We start from the raw sequence: 18450 nt of genomic DNA, 5'->3' as shown, positions 1-18450 counted from the left end.
TGTCGGGGGTACTTAAGCCAAGGTGGCTTTAGCTTTCTCGACAATCGCAGCAAACACCGCTTTTTCGTTCACGGCCAGTTCAGCCAGAACCTTACGGTCGATTTCGATGGACGCTTTTTTCAGGCCAGCGATGAAACGGCTGTAGGACAGACCGTTAACACGTGCACCGGCGTTGATACGAGCGATCCACAGAGCGCGGAACTGACGTTTTTTCTGACGACGGTCGCGGTAGGCGTATTGGCCTGCCTTGATTACCGCTTGCTTGGCAACACGGAATACGCGTGAACGCGCGCCGTAGTAGCCTTTAGCAAGTTTCAGAATTTTTTTGTGACGTTTACGGGCAATGACGCCACGCTTTACACGAGCCATGAGTTACTTCCTCTATTCTTGATCCAAAAATTAACGAAGGCGCAGCATGCGCTCGACTTTTGCCACGTCAGACGGATGCAGCAAGCTGCTACCGCGCAGTTGACGCTTACGCTTGGTCGACATTTTGGTCAGGATGTGGCTCTTGAAAGCGTGCTTGTGCTTGATACCGTTAGCAGTTTTCAGAAACCGCTTAGCAGCACCACTTTTAGTCTTCATCTTTGGCATGTTCGGATACTCCGCATTCAGTTGATAAACATAATCAGAAGGCCTGCCGTGCCCTGTTGATTACTTCTTCTTTTTCGGGGCGATGACCATGATCAGCTGGCGTCCTTCCATCTTAGGATGCTGCTCGACGGAACCGTACTCCAGCAGGTCAGCTTCAACCCGCTTGAGGAGTTCCATCCCCAGCTCCTGGTGGGCCATCTCACGGCCGCGGAATCGCAAGGATACCTTGGCCCTGTCCCCATCACTCAGGAAACGTACCAGGTTGCGCAGTTTTACCTGGTAATCCCCTTCCTCCGTCCCTGGACGAAACTTGATTTCTTTTACTTGAATCTGCTTCTGGTTCTTCTTCGCTGCGGCAACCTGCTTCTTCTTTTCGAAGATCGACTTGCCGTAGTCCATCACCCGGCAAACGGGTGGGATTGCATCGGCGGAAATTTCCACCAAGTCCAATTTGGACTCTTCAGCAATACGAAGCGCTTCATCAATCGAGACGATGCCAATCTGCTCGCCGTCAGCGCCAATTAACCGAACCTCGCGTGCCGAGATATTCTCGTTGATCGGGGCTTTCGGTGCAGCTCGTTTATCTTGTCTCATTTCACGCTTAATAATAATTACTCCGAATCTGGGCGACCACGCCGGGAAACCGCTTGCGCGAGGAACTCAGCGAACTGGGCGACGGGCATCGAGCCCAGGTCAGCACCTTCACGAGTACGCACAGCGACAGTCTGCATCTCGACTTCCCGATCTCCGATAACCAAGAGATAGGGAACCTTGAGCAAAGTATGCTCGCGGATTTTAAAGCCGATCTTTTCATTTCTCAAGTCGGACTTGGCACGAAATCCGCTTTCGTTGAGTGTTTTTTCAACTTCAGCGGCAAAATCTGCCTGTTTATCAGTGATATTCATGATCACTGCCTGAGTCGGCGCCAGCCACGCAGGGAATGCACCCTCGTAGTGCTCGATCAGGATCCCGACGAACCGTTCGAACGAGCCGAGGATCGCCCGGTGCAGCATAACCGGGTGTTTACGGCTGTTGTCTTCGGAGACGTATTCGGCTCCCAGACGGATCGGCAGGTTAAAATCGAGCTGCAGGGTACCACACTGCCAGACGCGGCCAAGGCAATCTTTCAGCGAGAACTCGATCTTCGGACCGTAGAACGCGCCCTCACCCGGCTGCAGGTCGTACGCAAGCCCCGCACTGTCCAGCGCTGCGGCCAATGCCGCTTCGGCGCGATCCCACAGCTCGTCGGAGCCGACGCGCTTTTCCGGACGAGTGGACAGTTTCATCTCAACTTCGGTGAAGCCGAAATCGCGATAAACGTCCATGGTCAGTTTGATGAACGCTGCGGATTCGGCCTGCATCTGCTCTTCAGTGCAGAAGATGTGGGCGTCGTCCTGGGTGAAGCCACGCACACGCATGATGCCGTGCAGCGCACCCGACGGCTCGTTACGGTGACAGGCACCAAACTCGGCCAGGCGCATCGGCAACTCGCGGTAGCTCTTCAGGCCCTGGTTGAACACCTGCACGTGGCATGGGCAGTTCATTGGCTTGATGGCGTAATCGCGGTTTTCCGACTGGGTGGTGAACATGTTGTCGGCGTAGTTGGCCCAGTGCCCGGATTTCTCCCACAGGCTGCGGTCAACGACCTGGGGAGTCTTGATCTCCAGGTAGCCGTTTTCGCGCTGAACCTTGCGCATGTACTGCTCGAGTACCTGGTACAGGGTCCAGCCGTTGGGGTGCCAGAACACCATGCCCGGCGCTTCTTCCTGGAGGTGGAACAGGTTCAGGCGCTTGCCGATCTTGCGATGGTCGCGTTTTTCGGCTTCTTCGATGCGCTGGATGTAGGCTGCCAGCTGCTTCTTGTCAGCCCAGGCAGTGCCGTAGATCCGCTGCAGTTGCTCGTTCTTCGCGTCGCCACGCCAGTAGGCGCCGGACAGCTTGGTCAGCTTGAAGGACTTGAGGAAGCGTGTGTTCGGCACGTGCGGGCCACGGCACATGTCGACGTATTCTTCGTGGTAGTACAGGCCCATGGCCTGCTCGTCCGGCATGTCTTCCACCAGGCGCAGCTTGTAGTCTTCGCCACGGGCGGTGAACACGTCGATCACTTCGGCGCGCGGCGTGACTTTCTTGATCACGTCGTAATCTTTTTCGATCAGCGCGTGCATGCGTTGTTCGATGGCGGCCAGATCGTCCGGGGTGAAAGGACGCTCGTAGGCGATGTCGTAATAGAAGCCTTCGTCGATGACCGGGCCGATTACCATCTTCGCGGTTGGATACAGCTGCTTGACCGCGTGGCCAATCAAGTGAGCGCAAGAGTGGCGAATGATCTCCAGGCCCTCTTGGTCCTTGGGCGTGATGATTTGCAGGCTGGCGTCGCTGGTGATCAGGTCGCTGGCGTCAACCAGCTTGCCGTCAACCTTGCCGGCAACGGTGGCCTTGGCCAGGCCTGCACCAATGGATGCGGCGACCTCGGCTACGGAAACCGAATGATCGAATGAACGTTGACTGCCGTCGGGAAGAGTAATAGTTGGCATGGCGCCTCCTCTCCTAGTGGTGACCCCTACCAAAGGTCACGTGGGTTGGGATGAGCCAGTACAAGATCCAACACCAGGCCGTTCAGTGATGAACGCCTGCCTTACAGCGGCAGGAGCCTTTCGGCCAACCGATAATCGAACCAGAGTGACTGGAGTGAGCTAAAAAGAACATGGCAAGGCGGCAATTGGCGCGCCTGGAAATAGCCAAGCGCAAGATCCTAGCACAGATGAACGGTCATCGCGGGGCTGCTATCTTGCGTAAAGACAAATTCCAGCCTTTATAGCTGCAAAAGTGAACTTGAGCTGTACGCAATGCCTCAAACCCACTGAGAATCGCCGTTCGTCCTCGACCCAAAGGAGCATCCTCATGATGCGTTTTACCTCCACCCTCGCTCTCGCCGCTTCCCTGACCCTCCTTTCCCTCGGCGCGCAGGCAGCAGCCCCGTCGAACTGGCCAGCCGGTGCCCGTGACAGCTTCGTCAGCGATTGCAGCGCAGCCGCCAGCCAGAACGTGGACGCCAAAACTGCCAAAGCCCACTGCGAATGTGGCGCTGACAAGATCAACGCCGAATTGAGCACTGCGGAAATCAAAGAGCTCATGACCAACCAGAACGCCAGCCCGGAGCTGAAAAACAAGGCAGTCGCGGCTATTTCGTCCTGCAAAGTCGTGAAGAAAAAGTAAGATTTGCCGCTGATCTCACGGCTTTTTTGGCGGTAAAACGGGCTTAAAACTGCCGTTTCTCACAAATTACGCAGCTTTTACGGCTTTTTTTACCAGTTGATATTTCGAGCCAAAGCCCCGTAGATCGGGGCTTTCAGCCGGATCAGGCACTAAACGCAACGCTATTGATTAGCAAACAATGCCTTGGGGGGGCTCCCAAGCCGAACATTTCGACTATGATAGCCCGGTGTGCCCAGTTGGCCTGAGCAGCACAGCACTACTGAAAATATATGTTTCTTGGAGATACACCATGTCTAATCGCCAAACCGGCACCGTTAAATGGTTCAACGATGAAAAAGGCTTCGGCTTCATCACTCCTCAAGGTGGCGGTGACGACCTGTTCGTACACTTCAAAGCTATCGAAAGCGACGGTTTCAAAAGCCTGAAAGAAGGCCAAACCGTTTCCTTCGTGGCTGAGAAAGGCCAAAAGGGTATGCAAGCTGCACAGGTTCGCGGCGAGTAATTCTCCGCTGAGCTAAAAAAACCCCGTCCATGTGACGGGGTTTTTTATGGGCGCTGCAAAAGCCTTGAAAGACCTAGCCGCAATTGACTCGCGTGATCACCAGGTTGTCATCGGTGTTCAGGTTCAGGCGGTCGGAACGGTATTCCAGCGTGATCATGTCGTTAGGCTTGAGGATCCGTGCGTTCTGCGCACCGGCGCGGGTACGCGCCTGCTCCAGCAATTGGGGCGAAGCTTTCTGGCCGATGGTGAATTCGGCGGCCTTCGACTCACAGCGGCTATGACCGGTATCGGCCACGGCGGCGTCTTTGGCTGGCTCAGAGGCACCCGGGGTGCTGCAACCCGCCAACGCGAGTGCTGCCAACAAAGTACCGAATGATGCGAGCTTCCAAGGCATGAAGCCTCCTATGATAAAAAATGGACAGAGATCGTGCGACAGCGATTGGGCGGATTGGTTTCAAGACGTAAACCGCCGCAGGGCAAGTCTGCCTGACTCTCGGCAGGCATTCGCCCGGTCAATCGTGACCAGATATGAACGAAATCAGTAGATGTCGATGTAGTCAGACGCCGGCTTCGGCCAGTTTTCCTTCAGTGCATTGAAGATCTGCGTCACCCAGACTTCGTCGCTGGCGGCCACATTCCCTACGTATCCGGAGCCCTTGGCCCAGGTCTCCAGGCGAAACAGCAGCCCGTCGATGCCCACACCGCCCACCACCTTCCCTGAGGAGATATAGGCGATTCCGGCCTGGGTCACCCGCAGTTGGGCATGTTCGTCGTCATTAGCACTGGCGAGAAGCTGGCGCACATTCGCCAGCGTCAGGTTCTCGGGGGTGTTCAAGTCGATCTGCACGCGGTGTTCCCCGGCAATTAAACAGGCGGCCAGTGTCGCACAGGGCGACCGTCATTCCGAATCGCCTCATGCCTAAGTATCAGTGCCAAATACGATGCAAAATGGTTAACTGGGCCGGTAAGAACCGCGTTCCAGCGCACTGCCCAGTACTTTCAGCCCCGCGAGACAGTCATGACCACCGTAACGCTCCAAGCCGACATCAAAGCCAAGTGGCCCCAAGGACAGAGCTCCTACAGCCCCGGAAGCCCGGAGGAATTGGCGATCATTGGTATCGACCTGCTGGTCAAGGAGCTGGGTACACAAGCGGCGCAAGCGTTCATCGGCCAGATATTCGAGAAATACCCGGCCGACCACATGGGGGCACACAACCCCGAGCGCGAATAAGAACCGGCCGGCGAACGCCGACCGGTCAACACCTTACTTCAGACGCGCCAGGCGCTCGGTCAACAGATCGAAGAAGCCTTGGGCATCACCGTTCTCCACCCAGAACGCGTTCTTCGGTTGCTTCAGGCCGTCGTACCAGTCGACGATGGTTTGGCCGAAGGTCGGACCTTCCCGGCTGTCCACTACCACGTTGACTTCACGGCCGGTGAACAGTGAAGGCTTGAGCAGGTAAGCGACAACGGTCGCGTCATGCACCGGGCCGCCTGGAATACCGTAGTGCTCCATGTCGCCCTTGACGTATTCATTGAGAATATCGCTAACAACCTTGCTTGCGTTGTTCTTGAGGTCGGCGATCCCTTTCAGGCGGGCTTCGCTGGTCAGTACCTTGTGGGTCACGTCCAACGGCAGGTAGGTCAGCTTGACGCCGCTCTTGAGCACGATCTCGGCCGCCACGGGGTCGGCAAACAGGTTGAACTCCGCCACCGGCGTAATATTGCCGCCGTTGAAGTGCGCGCCCCCCATCACCACCACTTCCTTGATGCCCTGGGTGATTTCCGGTGCCTGGGTCAGCGCCAGCGCCAGGTTGGTCTGCGGGCCGAGCATGGCGATGGTGATGCTGTGAGGCTTGGCGGTGCTCAGGGTCTTGATCAGGTAGTCGACGGCATTGCCTTCAGCCAAGCCCTTTTTAGGCTCATGCACGGTGACACCGGAAATACCTTCCTTGCCATGGATGTTCTCGGCGTAGATCGGCGTGCGCAGCAGCGGCGCTGGCGCACCGGCGTACACCGGGATGTCCTCGCGCCCTGCCCATTCGCGGGCCAGGCGGGCGTTGCGGGAGGTCTTGTCCAGGCGCACGTTACCGGCGACGGTGGTCAACGCACGGATGCTCAGTTCATCCGGCGAAGCCATCGCGAACAGCAGCGCCACCACATCATCAGCACCGGGATCGGTGTCGATGATCAGGTCGATTTTTTCCGCCGCATGGGCGCTTGCAGCAGTGAGTGCGGACAAAAGCAGAACACTCCGAAACAGGTTTTTCAGGGTTGGGAGACCACGTTGCATAAAACACTCCTTGTCGTTGAGAACGTTAGAACGTTACGCCGGACACCAGCGCGATATTGCAGTAAGGCTGGCATTCGCCGGTGCGCACCACGGCGCGCGCCTTGCGGCTGAGCTGTTTGAATTCTTCATGGCTGACCAGGCGCCGCTCACCCAGGGCCGCTTCGTCGCTGAGCGTATTAAGCTCGTTCAGCGCCGGCGGCTGCTTGAGCAGGATTTCTTCGGCCAGCACATGGCTTTCCACTTGCATCTCGCTGAGCACGATGCGCAAGGTGCTGATGAAATCCGGGATGCCCTGGGTCAACGCCAGGTCAATCAACTCGACGCCCGGCGGCACTGGCAGGCCAGCGTCGCCGATCACTAGGATGTCACCGTGTCCGAGTGAGGCGATGACACGCGACAGGGCGATATTGAGCAGAGGTGTCTTTTTCATGAGGGCACAAAACCTTGTACGTCGTGCAGCGTTGGAATAGAGGGTTGCGCGCCGGCGCGGGTGACCGACAGTGCCGCAGCGACCTGGCCAAAACGAATGGCCTCGGCCTCGCTTTTGCCATTGGCAAGTGCCGCAGCAAAGCCACCGACGAAGGTATCGCCCGCTGCGGTGGTGTCGACCGCCTTGACCTTCGGCGCCAGCAGGTGCTCAAAGCCCTGGCCGTCAGTAAACAGCGCGCCCTGAGCCCCCAGGGTGATGATGACTTTGCCGGCGCCCGCCTGGATCAGGTGGTTTGCCGCTGCCTTGGCGCTGTCAATGGAGTCGACCGTCACACCGCTCAGTGCGGTGGCTTCGCTTTCATTCGGGATCAGGTAGTCGATCGAGGCATACCATTCAGCGGGCAACGGAGCGCTGGCCGGAGCCGGGTTAAGGATCACCGTCTTGCCCAGTTCACGACCGCGCTTGAGGGCATAACCCACCGTATTCATCGGCACTTCCAGTTGGCAGACGATCACGTCAGCCGCTTGCAGCACCGCATCGAACGCCTGCAACGAGGCTGGCGTCAGTTCGCCGTTACTGCCCGCCACGATCACAATCGCATTCTGGCTGCTGTCATCGACCACGATGAGGGCCACGCCACTGGAGCCGTCTACGGTACTGACGGCTTGGCAATCGATGCCCTCCACCTGCAACGCATCACGCAATTGCGTGCCATAGGCATCGGTACCGACACAGCCAATCATCGACACATCGGCCCCCAGGCGTGCCGACGCTACCGCCTGGTTCGCGCCCTTGCCGCCTGGCACGGTGGAGAACGTCTGGCCGATCAAGGTCTCACCGGCACGCGGCAACCGGCTGGCGCGGGTCACCAGGTCCATGTTCAAGCTGCCTACTACCACTACTTTTGCTGGCATACATCAGTACTCATCAATTCGGTTCAGCGGTATTGGGCGAACGTACCGGCGACGGGCGCCGTCGACTCACGCAACACGATGCTCGGCGTCACGATGCGTTGATCGATCGGCAGTTGGGGTGTCGCAATTCTACGCAGTAACAGCTCGGCCGCCGTCTCGCCCAGTTGCACGATCGACTGCCCGACCGTGGTCAACGCCGGGTAGACGTAACGGCCCATTTGAATGTCATCGAAACCGATCACCGACAGCTCACCCGGCACCCGGATATTGCGCTCGGCTGCCGCGCGCAATACGCCGAAACCTATCATGTCGTTGCTGGCAAAAATCGCGCTGGGCGGGTTGTTCGCCAGTAACTGCACGGCGGCGGCATAACCGCCCGTACTGGTGAAATCGCTTTCCTGGGTGCGATTGGCCGCCACTGCCACGCCCGCCTCTTGCAGCGCACGGTGATACCCCGCCAGACGCATTTGCGCGACACGGGTATGGGCAGGACCGCCGATGCAAGCGATGTCACGGTGGCCCAGTTCGAGCAAGTGCCGGGTCGCCAGGTAGGCGCCCTCCTCGTGATCGATACGTACCAAGTCCACGTCTATGCCATCCAGCGCCCGGTCGACAATGACCATGGGCGTGCGCACCGCGCTCAAGCCGGCGGCCAGGCCACTGTCGTCGCCGCCAACCGAGGTCACGATCAAGCCGTCGATGCGCTTCTCCAGCAACACGCGCAAATAGCTGCGTTGCTTTTCCGCGTTATCGTCGGAGTTGCAGAGGATCACACAGTAACCGTTACGCTCGCAGTAATCCTCGATACCACGCGCCAACTCCGCAAAATACGGGTTGAGGCTGTTGGGCACCAGCAAGCCGATGGTGGCCGTGGTCTTCGCCTTGAGCGAACGTGCGACGGCACTGGGCACGTAGTCGAGCTGCTTGATCGCGGCTTCGACCTTGATGCGTACCGGCTCGCTGACCGGCCGTGTCTTGTTCACCACATGCGACACCGTCGTGTAGGAAATACCTGCAAGCGCTGCCACATCCTTGATCGTTGCCATGGCTCAGCCTCGCCGACTGGCGCGTTGGCTGCGGTAGGTATCGAGGACCACGGCAATCACGATCACGGCACCCGTGATGATGCGTTTCGTAGGTTCCGTGGCACCGATCTGCGCCAGGCCAGCGGCCAATACCGAAATAATCAACACACCAAAAAAGGTACTGATCACCGAACCGCGCCCGCCCATCAGGCTGGTACCGCCGATCACCACGGCCGCAATCACTTGCAGCTCCAGGCCTGAACCGGCGTTCGGGTCCGCCGCTTCCAGGCGCGAAATCTGGAACAACGCCGCCACACCGGCCAGCAGGCCCATGAGGCTGAACACCAGGATCTTGTACGGTTTGGGGTTGATGCCCGCCAGGCGCACGGCCTCTTCATTGGTGCCGATACCGATCAGGTAACGACCAAACACCGTACGCGTCAGTACAAGCTGCGCGGCGATGATCACCAGCAAGGCAATGATGAATGACGGCGAGATACCAAAGGCAATCGGGTTGGACAGCCAGGCAAACGAATCACCGATATAAGCGGTGCGCGAGCCGGTCATCTGGTACGCCACGCCACGGGCCATTTCCAGCACGCCGAGGGATACGATAAACGACGGGATGCGCCAGGCCACGGTGATCGAGCCGGTGATGGTTCCGGCCAATGCGGCACAGCCCATGCCCAGCACCGCAGCCGGTAGCACGCTCCACCCCCAGCTGAGAATCGCCACGCTGACCGCTGATGCCGCCAGTGCCAGCACCGAGCCCACCGACAGGTCAATACCGCCGATGATCAGGATGAAGGTCATGCCCACCGCCAACACCATCAGGTCCGGAATCTGGTTGGCCAGGGTGCTGAAGGTGTCATAGGACAGGAAGTGATCGCTGAGCACCGAGAACAGCGCAATCATCGCCAGCAAGGCGCCGGCCAGGCCCAGGTAAGTGCCCAGGCCGTAGAAGTTGCCGCCCGTTTTACCGGGGGAAGTTGTGGTTTTCATGGGGTATCCCTAAGCACTGCGTCGTTGAGCAGCGCATCACGTTTCTGATAGCCGGCGAAGGCGGCGGCGAGCAATTCGTCCTGGGTCCAGCTGTCGCGCTCGAACGCCTCGATCAAGCGCCCGGCGGACAACACACCGATGCGGTCGCAGATCAGCATGAGCTCACGCAGATCGCTGGACACCACCACCAGTGCTTTGCCTTGACGGGTCAATTCGCCCAGCAAGGCATAAATATCGAATTTGGCACCGACGTCGATGCCGCGGGTGGGTTCGTCGAACAGCATCACCGAGCAGTCGCGCTCCAGCCAGCGGCCAATCACCACCTTTTGCTGGTTGCCGCCGGACAGTTCCGACACCAACTGCGCCGGACTGGAACTGCGGATGCGCATGGCATCGATCTGACGCTTGGCCAACGCCGTTTCGTCGCGGCTGTTGACCACGCCGCCGCCGGAGATTTCCGGCATGTTGCCCAGGGCAATGTTGGCGCTGATGGACTGAGTCAGCAACAGGCCCTCACCCTTGCGGTCCTCGGTGATCAGGGCAATGCCATGACCCACCGCGTCCACGGGCGAGCGAATGCTCACCACCTGGGCGGGCGAGCCGAGCGCCACAGTACCGCTATCGGCCAGGTCGGCGCCGAAGATCAGACGCAGCAATTCAGTGCGCCCGGCGCCGATCAGGCCGGAGATACCGTAGATCTCGCCCGCGCGCACTTCAAAGGACACGTCGCGGACCTTGTCCGAGCGCGTCAGGCCTTTCACCGTCAGGGCTGGCCCACCGATGGTGCGCGGGCCCAGGTCAATGTGCTCGCCCAGCTCACGACCGACCATCAAGGTGACCAGTTGCTCGCTGTTGTAGTTGGCCATCGGCTCGACGCAGACCAGCTTGCCGTCGCGCAATACCGCAATGCGTTGGGCGACACGGGCCAGCTCTTCCAGCCGGTGCGAAATATAAATAATCGCCACGCCCCGGGCCTGCAGGCGGGTGATTTGTTCAAACAGCATCTCGACTTCACGCGCCGTGAGCATGGCCGTGGGCTCATCGAGGATGAGTACGTGGCAATCGCCGATCAGGTTGCGGGCGATCTCGACCATCTGCTGATGGCCAATCCCCAGGCTGCCAACCAAGGTATCGGGGTCGATGGCGTCCAGGCCAACCTGGGCCATGGCCTCGATCGCAGCCTTGCGCAATTGTTTGCGGCTGATCCAGCCACAATGGCTGGGCAGGTTATCCAGGAAAAGGTTTTCGGCGACGGTCAGCGTCGGCAGCAGGTTGAGCTCCTGCATGACCATGCGCACGCCCAGCTCTTCGGCCTGGGTACGGCTGCCCGGCGTGTAGGCCTGGCCATTGAACTGCATGTGCCCGGTGGTCGGGGTGACCAGGCCGCCGATGATCTTCGACAAGGTACTTTTGCCTGCGCCGTTCTCACCGGTCAGCGCCAGCACTTCCCCGCGGTTGAGCGTCAGGGTGATGTCGGACAGAACCGGTTGGGCATAGGTCTTGCCGATACCGCTGACCGAGAGGACAGCGTTCGGGGCGGAAGATGACATAGGAAAATCTCCAGGCGCCCGCTCAGGACGAGCGGACGCTGTTGGGTGCTGCCAGGATTACTTCTTGAGGACGAGTTCGACCGGGGTTTCGATCACGCCATCCTTGGAGTCGACTTTCTCACCCTTGACCAACTTGAGCGCGTTCTGGATACCGAACACGGCTTGCTGGGCAGCAGCCTGGTCAGCGGTTGCCAGTACACGGCCGTCCTGCAGCATCGGCTTGATGGCTTCGATATTGTCGTAACCCACGACCAACACCTTGCCGGCCTTGCCTGCCGCACGTACGGCGGAGACAGCGCCCAGGGCCATGTTGTCGTTACCGGCCAACAGGGCCTTGAGGTCCGGGTACTCGCTCAGCATGGCGGACGCCACTTTCTGGCCCTGGTCGATTTCCCAGTTGCCGGATTGGGTGGAGACAATCTTCATGCCGGCAGCATCCATCGCATCCTTGAAGCCTGCGGTACGTTGCTGGGCGTTGGTGGTGGTCGGTACACCTTCAATGATGCCGACCTTGTCACCCGAGGCCAGTTGCTTGGCCAGGTAGTCGCCCACCAGCCTGGAGCCTTTGCGGTTGTCCGGGCCTACGAACGGAATATTGAGGTTTTTGCTTTTGAGCACGTCCGGGTCCAGGCGGTTGTCGATGTTGACGACCTTGATACCGGCATCCGAAGCCTTCTTCAGCACGGTCACCAACGCCTTGGAGTCGGCGGGCGCGATGACGATAGCGTTGACCTTGGAGAGGATCATCTGGTTGACGATGTCGATCTGCGCGCTGGTGTCGGTTTCGTTCTTGATCCCGTTGGTGATCATGTCGAAATCGGCGGCGTGATCTTTCTGATAGGCCTTGGCGCCATCTTGCATGGTCACGAAAAATTCGTTGGCGAGGGACTTCATCACCAGGCCGACCTTGGGTTTGGCGGCGGCGTCATCAGCAAATGCAGAGGAAAGAGGTAAAGCGGCGGATGCGGCAGCAAGCACAGCGACAGCGAGAAGACGTCCAGCAAATGGCAGCTTCATGGGTTCACTCCGATCTTATGATTATTGTGAGCAACGCTTGCACCGAAGAGCGCTTCGGCAGCCGTCCCACCTGGGCGGCTGATACGAGCTGTCACGATACTCCAGGAGTGTTCCGTGAAACATCTCGCAAACGTTTGCGTTATTCAAACTATGAGAACCTTGTCGAGATTTGTCAACGGTTGAAAACAGCCTTTCATCCAAGCCATCGAGCCCCGCCCTCTCGCCCTGCAAAGGCAGCCGCTAAACATCGCGCGCGCCCGGTCGTTCTCTAAAACGACAGGCTGTACGTGGCACTCACGCCTTAGCCGAGTGCGCACCGTCCACTTTTTCGGACAACCGAACGCGAGGCAGTCCGATGTTCGGAAAGCCGGACGCCTACTGGCGCTGTCGCCACAAAACATCAATATAATCTGTTTTAAATCAATAAGTTGTTTTATATCCGCGAACACAATCAGCCTGGTACAGATCCTGCTCTACCCCATCACCTCGTGGCATTCAGAACCGCCCGGGTGTTCTAGATGAACCTGCTACAGCACTCATCAAAAACCAGAGAGAAAAATAATGAAATCTGCACTGAAGACTTTTGTTCCGGGCGCGTTAGCCCTGCTGCTGCTGTTCCCCGTTGCCGCCCAGGCAAAGGAAGCTGAAACCAAGACCAAACTGTCCAACGTGGTGATCCTCGCCACCGGCGGCACCATTGCCGGCGCCGGCGCCAGCGCGGCCAACAGTGCCACCTACCAAGCGGCCAAAGTCGGCATCGAGCAATTGATTGCCGGTGTTCCTGAGCTTAGCCAGATCGCCAACGTGCGTGGCGAGCAAGTGATGCAAATTGCATCCGAAAGCATCAACAATGAAAACCTGCTGCAACTGGGTCGCCGCGTCGCCGAACTGGCCGACAGCAAGGATGTGGACGGCATCGTGATCACCCACGGTACCGACACCCTGGAAGAAACCGCCTACTTCCTGAACCTGGTGGAGAAGACCGACAAGCCAATCGTGGTGGTCGGCTCCATGCGCCCAGGCACTGCCATGTCGGCGGACGGCATGCTCAACCTGTACAACGCCGTGGCTGTGGCCGGTAGCAAAGATGCGCGCGGCAAGGGCGTGCTGGTCACCATGAATGACGAGATCCAGTCGGGTCGCGACGTCAGCAAGATGATCAATATCAAGACCGAAGCGTTCAAGAGCCCATGGGGTCCGCTGGGCATGGTGGTTGAGGGCAAATCCTACTGGTTCCGCCTGCCGGCCAAGCGTCACACCATGGATTCGGAGTTCGACATCAAGAACATCAAGAGCCTGCCTGATGTTGAGATCGCCTATGGCTACGGCAACGTGAGCGACACGGCCTATAAGGCCCTGGCTCAAGCGGGCGCCAAAGCCATCATCCACGCCGGTACCGGCAACGGCTCCGTTTCTTCCAAAGTCGTACCCGCCCTGGTGGAACTGCGTAAGCAAGGTGTACAAATCATTCGTTCTTCCCACGTCAATGCCGGCGGCATGGTATTGCGCAATGCCGAGCAGCCTGACGACAAATACGATTGGGTGGCTGCCCTCGACCTGAACCCACAGAAAGCCCGCATCCTGGCAATGGTCGCCCTGACCAAGACCCAGGACAGCAAAGAGTTGCAACGGATGTTCTGGGAATATTGATTCCCGGTGACACCTTGGCAGGGGCGGTTTACCCGCCCCTGCTTCCTCGCAAAAAACCCTCGATACATACACTTTCGCCCTACATAAAATTGCCTGATCTGCTGTCAGACGAACTCCTTGAAGTTTAAGCAGTTGCGAAATCGCCTACAGTTAAATACTGTATGTGCGTACAGCAAACTAAGGAACACTCCGTGGCAAAGTCCTCTTCCGCAGTGCCAACCCCGCCCGATGCCTACCAACGCCTGGCAATCCGTGTGCAAAAGATCATCAATTCGACCAACGCCCAGAAAGCCAAGGCGGCGTTGATCTTCCGCTTGCCGGATGAGCCAGAGGATGAGTGGGCGCGTTTGCTGGAGGAAATCGCGGAGAACGACAACGTCACCCTCGCCTATCGGGACGACGGTGGTGTGCAAATTTTCTGGGTTGTACCGAAGGAAGATTGATTCAATGAGTGTCCGTTTTATCGCGGTGTGCTGCCTGTTTTTCGCCGTCACCGCCCACGCCCAGGCCCCCCGAACGTTCAGCGAAGCCAAGAAAGTCGCCTGGAAGCTTTACGCCCCACAATCCACCGAGTTCTATTGCGGCTGTAAATACACCGGCAACCGCGTGGACTTGAAAGCCTGTGGCTACGTCCCGCGCAAAAACGCCAGCCGCGCCGCGCGCATCGAATGGGAGCATATCGTTCCAGCCTGGCAGATCGGGCATCAGCGCCAGTGCTGGCAGGACGGTGGGCGCAAAAACTGCACGCGCCACGATGACGTGTTCAAGCGTGCCGAAGCCGACCTGCACAACCTGGTGCCAAGCATCGGCGAAGTTTATCCGAGAGAGAACCGTTTTTAAGGAAACGTTGACACGCTCTTCTAGGCACGTTGACAGCACCATAACCTGCTGATTAGCCTAGCTTTATGAAGCAACTCATGCTTCGGGGCTATGGGTGCGATGCGATGAAGATAAAATTTGTGAAAGACATCGCTTGGTCAGGCGGCCCCCTCAATACCTATGCCGTTCTCGAGGATGGGCCGATCACAGAAGAGAGCATCGTCCCAGCCCCAAGTCTTTATCTAATACACCTAGCCCAAGATGGGCAGCTACCCAACTCCATCCGCTCCTGTGCATATGACCTTCGAAGCTTCTTCGAAGCCCTGCGCGTTCATGAGCAAGATTGGAGACGCCTCACAGATCTCGACATGTCAGGCTATCTGTACGGCCACTTGAAAACGACCAAATCGTGCACTGACAAGACAATCGAGCGCCACATTTCCACCATCAAAGCATTCTATGCATACGCCTGGCAGATTGGGATGCTCGATGCTCCGGCATCCTTCACCTACCTGTACCTTTCGACGGAGCAGAAGGTTCAAGGGGACGGCAAGAAAAAAGTCAACTTTGACCTCTACAGTAAGTACATCCAGAAAGACATCCTCAGCAGCCTGCTGGGCAACATCAAAGCCAAATCCCCTTTCGAAAAGGAGCGGGACGAACTGGTTCTTCACCTCGGATACTATTGTGGACTTCGCTGTGCCGAAGTCACCGATCCTCGAAATCTGCAAACGGCTGATTTGAGGAGACGCATTGCTCTGGCTGAGCAGAGCGGTGATAAGACCATAACACTGCCTATCATCGGGAAGGGAGATAAGCTCCGGCAGGTTGACTGCCCTCCTAAAGCTCTCAAAAAGATCAAGGCCTTCCTGGAAGGTCGACGCAGGACGGAAAAAATTGCGGATGGATCGTTGATTTGCAGTAGGAATGGCGCTTCATTATTCGAAGGACACGCCTCTAATATTTTCAAGTCAGCAAGAGTCTTAGCTAGCACAAAAATCGAGAGCGTGATATCCGAACTTCACGCCAAAGACCCGCATCTGCACTTTGTGACCAAACCAAACTTTCTCAAGTTGACCTTCCATGCGCTGAGACACACATACGCGACCAATCTCGTTGACTTCTGCTACAAACACGGGTACGACCCTTGGCAGTATGTTCCAGAACAAATGGGACACGAAGATGAGGCAACTACTAAAGACTATGTGGTTTTCGATGGTAAACTTCACCGTCGTGAAAAAATAAGGCAAGCGCTAAACGATGACCTCGCTGACTGATACTTCTGAAGCCGCAACCGAAACTCCTGCGACTTTGTCTTCGCTAGCCCCTACCCCAATTTTCAACTTCAGTCCATCGGACACTTTCGCCATCGTTGCGATGCAAGTGGCAAAGGGTAAAAAAATTGAGCACCGCCGCGTAGAAATACCAGAACAGTTCCACGCCTGTCCAATCTTTCGCGCCCTATTGCAATATTTCAACAGCGGCGAATGCAAAAACAATTCGCACACAGACGCATATCATAGAATACTGAGATTCAATAGCCTTGCGGAATGGGCTGCAATCGAGTATCCGGATGCGAAAGTATTACCGCCTGCAGTTATGCAGGATTTTGCGCATCATTTGCGTACGGTAAAAAACTCTAAGCTGAATACCATTTGCGTTTACATGTCGGTATACCGTACAGCCTTCGATAATTTTCTAGACAACGCTTATGGCAATCCAGCTTTAGCCGAAGCGGCTGCAGCTGTGCGTGAAGCTATTGTTTACATTCCGTCTGTTTCAAACCGCGCAGGTCAAGCAACTCCAAGCTTAGGTCAAATTACTAATCAGCCTGAGAAAGACGAATTGAAGATCGTGAGGTCGACGATCCATTTTTGCTGCCGCTTTCTCCACGAGATGAATGAGCAGCGTCTGGAATTGCTCGGCGATGAAAATGTCATGCGCCAACTTGCCATTATGCTTAATGAATGTGATGGCGATTACGAAAAACTCAGATACAGCACCACCAAGACAACCCGCAGCACTGTCTATAAAGCTATTGCTGGTGCAATTTTGGAAAGCGGCAACCTCCGCCTGAAGGAGCGACTTCTCCATAATCGTACGGAATTCAGCTACGATCAAATCGAATACAACTCGGGCCTGACAATTGAGGAGGCGAATCGTCTGATCAAATCGGGCCTTCGTGTAACCGGGGCATTGGACATATACCCCGAGAATAACGCTCACAAGTTGCATTTTAATAACATCGACTACCTGTATCTTATAAAACATACGCCCTGCGAAGAGGTTGCATTCGCATGGCTCCTAGCCACGGATAGGGTGCAACTATCTGGCATCACGGATATGCGACAAGGTGATTTGAGAATTACCCCAAGCGTCGCCTCGCCTATTTACACTAAGAATCGGAGCGAACAGTCAATTCGCGATGTACCGATGCATTACTCAAAGTCTATGCAATATCACGCTTATGCTGTATTTGATGAATTGAAGGCCAGCTTCTATAGGCGCTTCCCTGAAACTGGCGATTTTATGTTCAATCTGCCAGTAACAGGCAACCTTCAGGGCGTCGACAGCGTTCTGTATAGACCCTTGGTAATGGCCGCTTTCCCACAGACACTACAATATCAGTGCTTATACAAAGAAGATTCTGAGATAGAGACTTTCGCGGATATCGTGCGCCGTGTTGCCATGAACAACCGCCCTATCTGGGACAATAAAAAGCGGCGACATGAAAATGCTGCGCTGGGTATCACCGGCGAGAATCCTACCCCTGCTAAGCGACAGACAATCAGCATCACTGCAATCGCGCAATCGCGCGCAATCCTAGACACTGATGGTGGCAATCCGGAAAACGAGGCGTTTGAAAAGTATTCCCAAGAGGTTGTCGGCGCTGATGCGACCGCCCACTCCCCTGGAGTAAAACAGGTTGTATATTTGAATTCCAGCGAGACTAAATATCGCCTGAATAAGAGAGCATTGTTCGCAACGAACGTCGGACACCTTATGGTAGAAGATGCGCGCAAGGTACAAGCAGCTATTCGCGACGAAGCCCTGATTAGCATCACAGATCTAAAGGTAATGCTTGGTTGGGCGCAAGAAAAAGACGATACCAGCGAAATGGAAGAGTTTGACGCATTGTTGCTTTCTGCTCAACGTGCCGGCTATACGATTTCGCCTTTTGGACAACTTGAAAAAGATAGCAAGACTTTCATCATTACGAATGCCATTACTGCTGCATTGCTTATGGGTTACCGAGATGAATGCATCAACCAGATGAAGAATCTCTCCGTTGAGGATGAGTTAAAAGCTTTCTCAATCGCGATGCAGGCTGCATATACGGAAGAGGCGCTTGAAAAATTTGACATCAAAACCATTGCCGAAGGAACGGAGATGCTGAAAAAATATACCTTCCCTACTCCGGTCATCAGGTAAATAGCT

20 protein-coding genes and 1 pseudogene are annotated in these 18450 nt (G+C 56.6%); 8 read left to right on the top strand and 13 right to left on the bottom strand.

The features are described 5' to 3' along the window. Window positions 1–12: 12 nt before the first annotated feature. The 4 genes from rplT to thrS are packed head-to-tail and all read right to left on the bottom strand — an operon-like array spanning window position 13 to window position 3128. A complete protein-coding gene (rplT, locus tag AO064_RS11445; protein ID WP_003174975.1) occupies window positions 13–369 on the bottom strand; it encodes a 50S ribosomal protein L20 in 357 nt (118 codons plus the stop codon). Between the two features lie 30 nt (window positions 370–399). Beyond that, window positions 400–594, bottom strand: coding sequence for a 50S ribosomal protein L35 (rpmI, locus tag AO064_RS11440; RefSeq protein ID WP_002553160.1), 195 nt, complete (start codon window positions 592–594; stop codon window positions 400–402). Window positions 595–654: 60 nt separating this feature from the next. Beyond that, complete coding sequence (gene infC, locus AO064_RS11435; protein ID WP_015884933.1) at window positions 655–1206, bottom strand: translation initiation factor IF-3; 552 nt, start codon at window positions 1204–1206, stop codon at window positions 655–657. Then, entirely contained in the window at window positions 1206–3128 is a 1923-nt protein-coding gene (thrS, locus tag AO064_RS11430; protein WP_024076468.1) for a threonine--tRNA ligase, read from the bottom strand. The genes infC and thrS overlap by 1 nt, the downstream gene beginning before the upstream one ends. Window positions 3129–3495: 367 nt before the next feature. Here thrS and AO064_RS11425 point away from each other — a divergent pair, with 367 nt between their 5' ends. Next, on the top strand, window positions 3496–3810 hold the full coding sequence (locus AO064_RS11425; RefSeq protein ID WP_015884935.1) for a hypothetical protein: 315 nt from the start codon (window positions 3496–3498) through the stop codon (window positions 3808–3810). A gap of 289 nt (window positions 3811–4099) precedes the next feature. Then, window positions 4100–4312: a cold-shock protein gene (locus AO064_RS11420; RefSeq protein ID WP_003234260.1), complete on the top strand. Its 213-nt coding sequence runs from the start codon at window positions 4100–4102 to the stop codon at window positions 4310–4312. A 73-nt stretch (window positions 4313–4385) separates the two neighbouring features. On the opposite strand, the gene AO064_RS11415 is transcribed toward AO064_RS11420, so the two are convergent. Next, a complete protein-coding gene (locus AO064_RS11415) occupies window positions 4386–4706 on the bottom strand; it encodes an I78 family peptidase inhibitor (RefSeq protein ID WP_015884936.1) in 321 nt (106 codons plus the stop codon). A 144-nt stretch (window positions 4707–4850) separates the two neighbouring features. Beyond that, a complete protein-coding gene (locus AO064_RS11410) occupies window positions 4851–5159 on the bottom strand; it encodes a hypothetical protein (protein WP_064053339.1) in 309 nt (102 codons plus the stop codon). 171 nt (window positions 5160–5330) lie between these two features. Between AO064_RS11410 and AO064_RS11405 the strand changes: the two genes are divergently transcribed. Further along, on the top strand, window positions 5331–5543 hold the full coding sequence (locus tag AO064_RS11405; protein ID WP_015884938.1) for a hypothetical protein: 213 nt from the start codon (window positions 5331–5333) through the stop codon (window positions 5541–5543). Between the two features lie 33 nt (window positions 5544–5576). On the opposite strand, the gene AO064_RS11400 is transcribed toward AO064_RS11405, so the two are convergent. The 7 genes from AO064_RS11400 to AO064_RS11370 are packed head-to-tail and all read right to left on the bottom strand — an operon-like array spanning window position 5577 to window position 12543. Next, the gene (locus tag AO064_RS11400; protein ID WP_046035337.1) at window positions 5577–6605 is read right to left on the bottom strand and encodes a nucleoside hydrolase; all 1029 of its coding nucleotides are present in this window, start codon (window positions 6603–6605) and stop codon (window positions 5577–5579) included. Window positions 6606–6630: 25 nt separating this feature from the next. Continuing rightward, window positions 6631–7035: a D-ribose pyranase gene (gene rbsD / locus AO064_RS11395; RefSeq protein ID WP_064053338.1), complete on the bottom strand. Its 405-nt coding sequence runs from the start codon at window positions 7033–7035 to the stop codon at window positions 6631–6633. Beyond that, the gene (gene rbsK / locus AO064_RS11390) at window positions 7032–7949 is read right to left on the bottom strand and encodes a ribokinase (RefSeq protein WP_064053337.1); all 918 of its coding nucleotides are present in this window, start codon (window positions 7947–7949) and stop codon (window positions 7032–7034) included. Before rbsK ends, rbsD begins: the two co-directional genes overlap by 4 nt. Before the next feature lie 23 nt (window positions 7950–7972). After that, on the bottom strand, window positions 7973–8995 hold the full coding sequence (locus AO064_RS11385; RefSeq protein WP_064053336.1) for a LacI family DNA-binding transcriptional regulator: 1023 nt from the start codon (window positions 8993–8995) through the stop codon (window positions 7973–7975). A gap of 3 nt (window positions 8996–8998) precedes the next feature. Further along, a complete protein-coding gene (locus tag AO064_RS11380; protein WP_015884943.1) occupies window positions 8999–9976 on the bottom strand; it encodes an ABC transporter permease in 978 nt (325 codons plus the stop codon). After that, entirely contained in the window at window positions 9973–11526 is a 1554-nt protein-coding gene (locus AO064_RS11375) for a sugar ABC transporter ATP-binding protein (RefSeq protein WP_064053335.1), read from the bottom strand. The genes AO064_RS11380 and AO064_RS11375 overlap by 4 nt, the downstream gene beginning before the upstream one ends. A gap of 57 nt (window positions 11527–11583) precedes the next feature. Continuing rightward, complete coding sequence (locus AO064_RS11370) at window positions 11584–12543, bottom strand: sugar ABC transporter substrate-binding protein (RefSeq protein ID WP_015884945.1); 960 nt, start codon at window positions 12541–12543, stop codon at window positions 11584–11586. A 561-nt stretch (window positions 12544–13104) separates the two neighbouring features. Between AO064_RS11370 and AO064_RS11365 the strand changes: the two genes are divergently transcribed. From AO064_RS11365 to AO064_RS30670, 5 genes and pseudogenes are all read left to right on the top strand, one after another. Continuing rightward, window positions 13105–14193, top strand: coding sequence for an asparaginase (locus AO064_RS11365; RefSeq protein ID WP_015884946.1), 1089 nt, complete (start codon window positions 13105–13107; stop codon window positions 14191–14193). Window positions 14194–14384: 191 nt separating this feature from the next. After that, window positions 14385–14636 (top strand): DUF1654 domain-containing protein, encoded by a 252-nt coding sequence (locus tag AO064_RS11360; RefSeq protein ID WP_080943279.1) that lies wholly within the window; start codon window positions 14385–14387, stop codon window positions 14634–14636. 4 nt (window positions 14637–14640) lie between these two features. After that, window positions 14641–15030 (top strand): annotated as a pseudogene (locus AO064_RS11355) (endonuclease); the annotation flags it as partial. Between the two features lie 107 nt (window positions 15031–15137). Next, complete coding sequence (locus tag AO064_RS11350) at window positions 15138–16289, top strand: tyrosine-type recombinase/integrase (protein WP_167355321.1); 1152 nt, start codon at window positions 15138–15140, stop codon at window positions 16287–16289. Further along, on the top strand, window positions 16273–18444 hold the full coding sequence (locus AO064_RS30670) for a hypothetical protein (RefSeq protein ID WP_147469623.1): 2172 nt from the start codon (window positions 16273–16275) through the stop codon (window positions 18442–18444). The genes AO064_RS11350 and AO064_RS30670 overlap by 17 nt, the downstream gene beginning before the upstream one ends. Window positions 18445–18450 lie beyond the last annotated feature (6 nt).

The organism is Pseudomonas marginalis, from assembly GCF_001645105.1.
Lineage (GTDB): Bacteria > Pseudomonadota > Gammaproteobacteria > Pseudomonadales > Pseudomonadaceae > Aquipseudomonas > Aquipseudomonas petroselini.
The sequence above is the reverse complement of the archived record's forward strand: the minus strand, read 5'-3'. Positions and strand labels throughout refer to the sequence as shown.

Coding starts and splice junctions, on each gene's coding strand:
- AO064_RS11365 (WP_015884946.1), top strand. CDS start 13,105: ATGAAATCTGCACTGAAGACTTTTGTTCCGGGCGCGTTAGCCCTGCTG.
- AO064_RS11405 (WP_015884938.1), top strand. CDS start 5,331: ATGACCACCGTAACGCTCCAAGCCGACATCAAAGCCAAGTGGCCCCAA.
- AO064_RS11425 (WP_015884935.1), top strand. CDS start 3,496: ATGATGCGTTTTACCTCCACCCTCGCTCTCGCCGCTTCCCTGACCCTC.
- AO064_RS11385 (WP_064053336.1), bottom strand. CDS start 8,995: ATGGCAACGATCAAGGATGTGGCAGCGCTTGCAGGTATTTCCTACACG.
- rbsK (WP_064053337.1), bottom strand. CDS start 7,949: ATGCCAGCAAAAGTAGTGGTAGTAGGCAGCTTGAACATGGACCTGGTG.
- AO064_RS11380 (WP_015884943.1), bottom strand. CDS start 9,976: ATGAAAACCACAACTTCCCCCGGTAAAACGGGCGGCAACTTCTACGGC.
- AO064_RS11400 (WP_046035337.1), bottom strand. CDS start 6,605: ATGCAACGTGGTCTCCCAACCCTGAAAAACCTGTTTCGGAGTGTTCTG.
- AO064_RS11375 (WP_064053335.1), bottom strand. CDS start 11,526: ATGTCATCTTCCGCCCCGAACGCTGTCCTCTCGGTCAGCGGTATCGGC.
- rpmI (WP_002553160.1), bottom strand. CDS start 594: ATGCCAAAGATGAAGACTAAAAGTGGTGCTGCTAAGCGGTTTCTGAAA.
- AO064_RS11370 (WP_015884945.1), bottom strand. CDS start 12,543: ATGAAGCTGCCATTTGCTGGACGTCTTCTCGCTGTCGCTGTGCTTGCT.
- rbsD (WP_064053338.1), bottom strand. CDS start 7,035: ATGAAAAAGACACCTCTGCTCAATATCGCCCTGTCGCGTGTCATCGCC.
- AO064_RS11350 (WP_167355321.1), top strand. CDS start 15,138: ATGAAGATAAAATTTGTGAAAGACATCGCTTGGTCAGGCGGCCCCCTC.
- thrS (WP_024076468.1), bottom strand. CDS start 3,128: ATGCCAACTATTACTCTTCCCGACGGCAGTCAACGTTCATTCGATCAT.
- AO064_RS30670 (WP_147469623.1), top strand. CDS start 16,273: ATGACCTCGCTGACTGATACTTCTGAAGCCGCAACCGAAACTCCTGCG.
- AO064_RS11415 (WP_015884936.1), bottom strand. CDS start 4,706: ATGCCTTGGAAGCTCGCATCATTCGGTACTTTGTTGGCAGCACTCGCG.
- rplT (WP_003174975.1), bottom strand. CDS start 369: ATGGCTCGTGTAAAGCGTGGCGTCATTGCCCGTAAACGTCACAAAAAA.
- AO064_RS11420 (WP_003234260.1), top strand. CDS start 4,100: ATGTCTAATCGCCAAACCGGCACCGTTAAATGGTTCAACGATGAAAAA.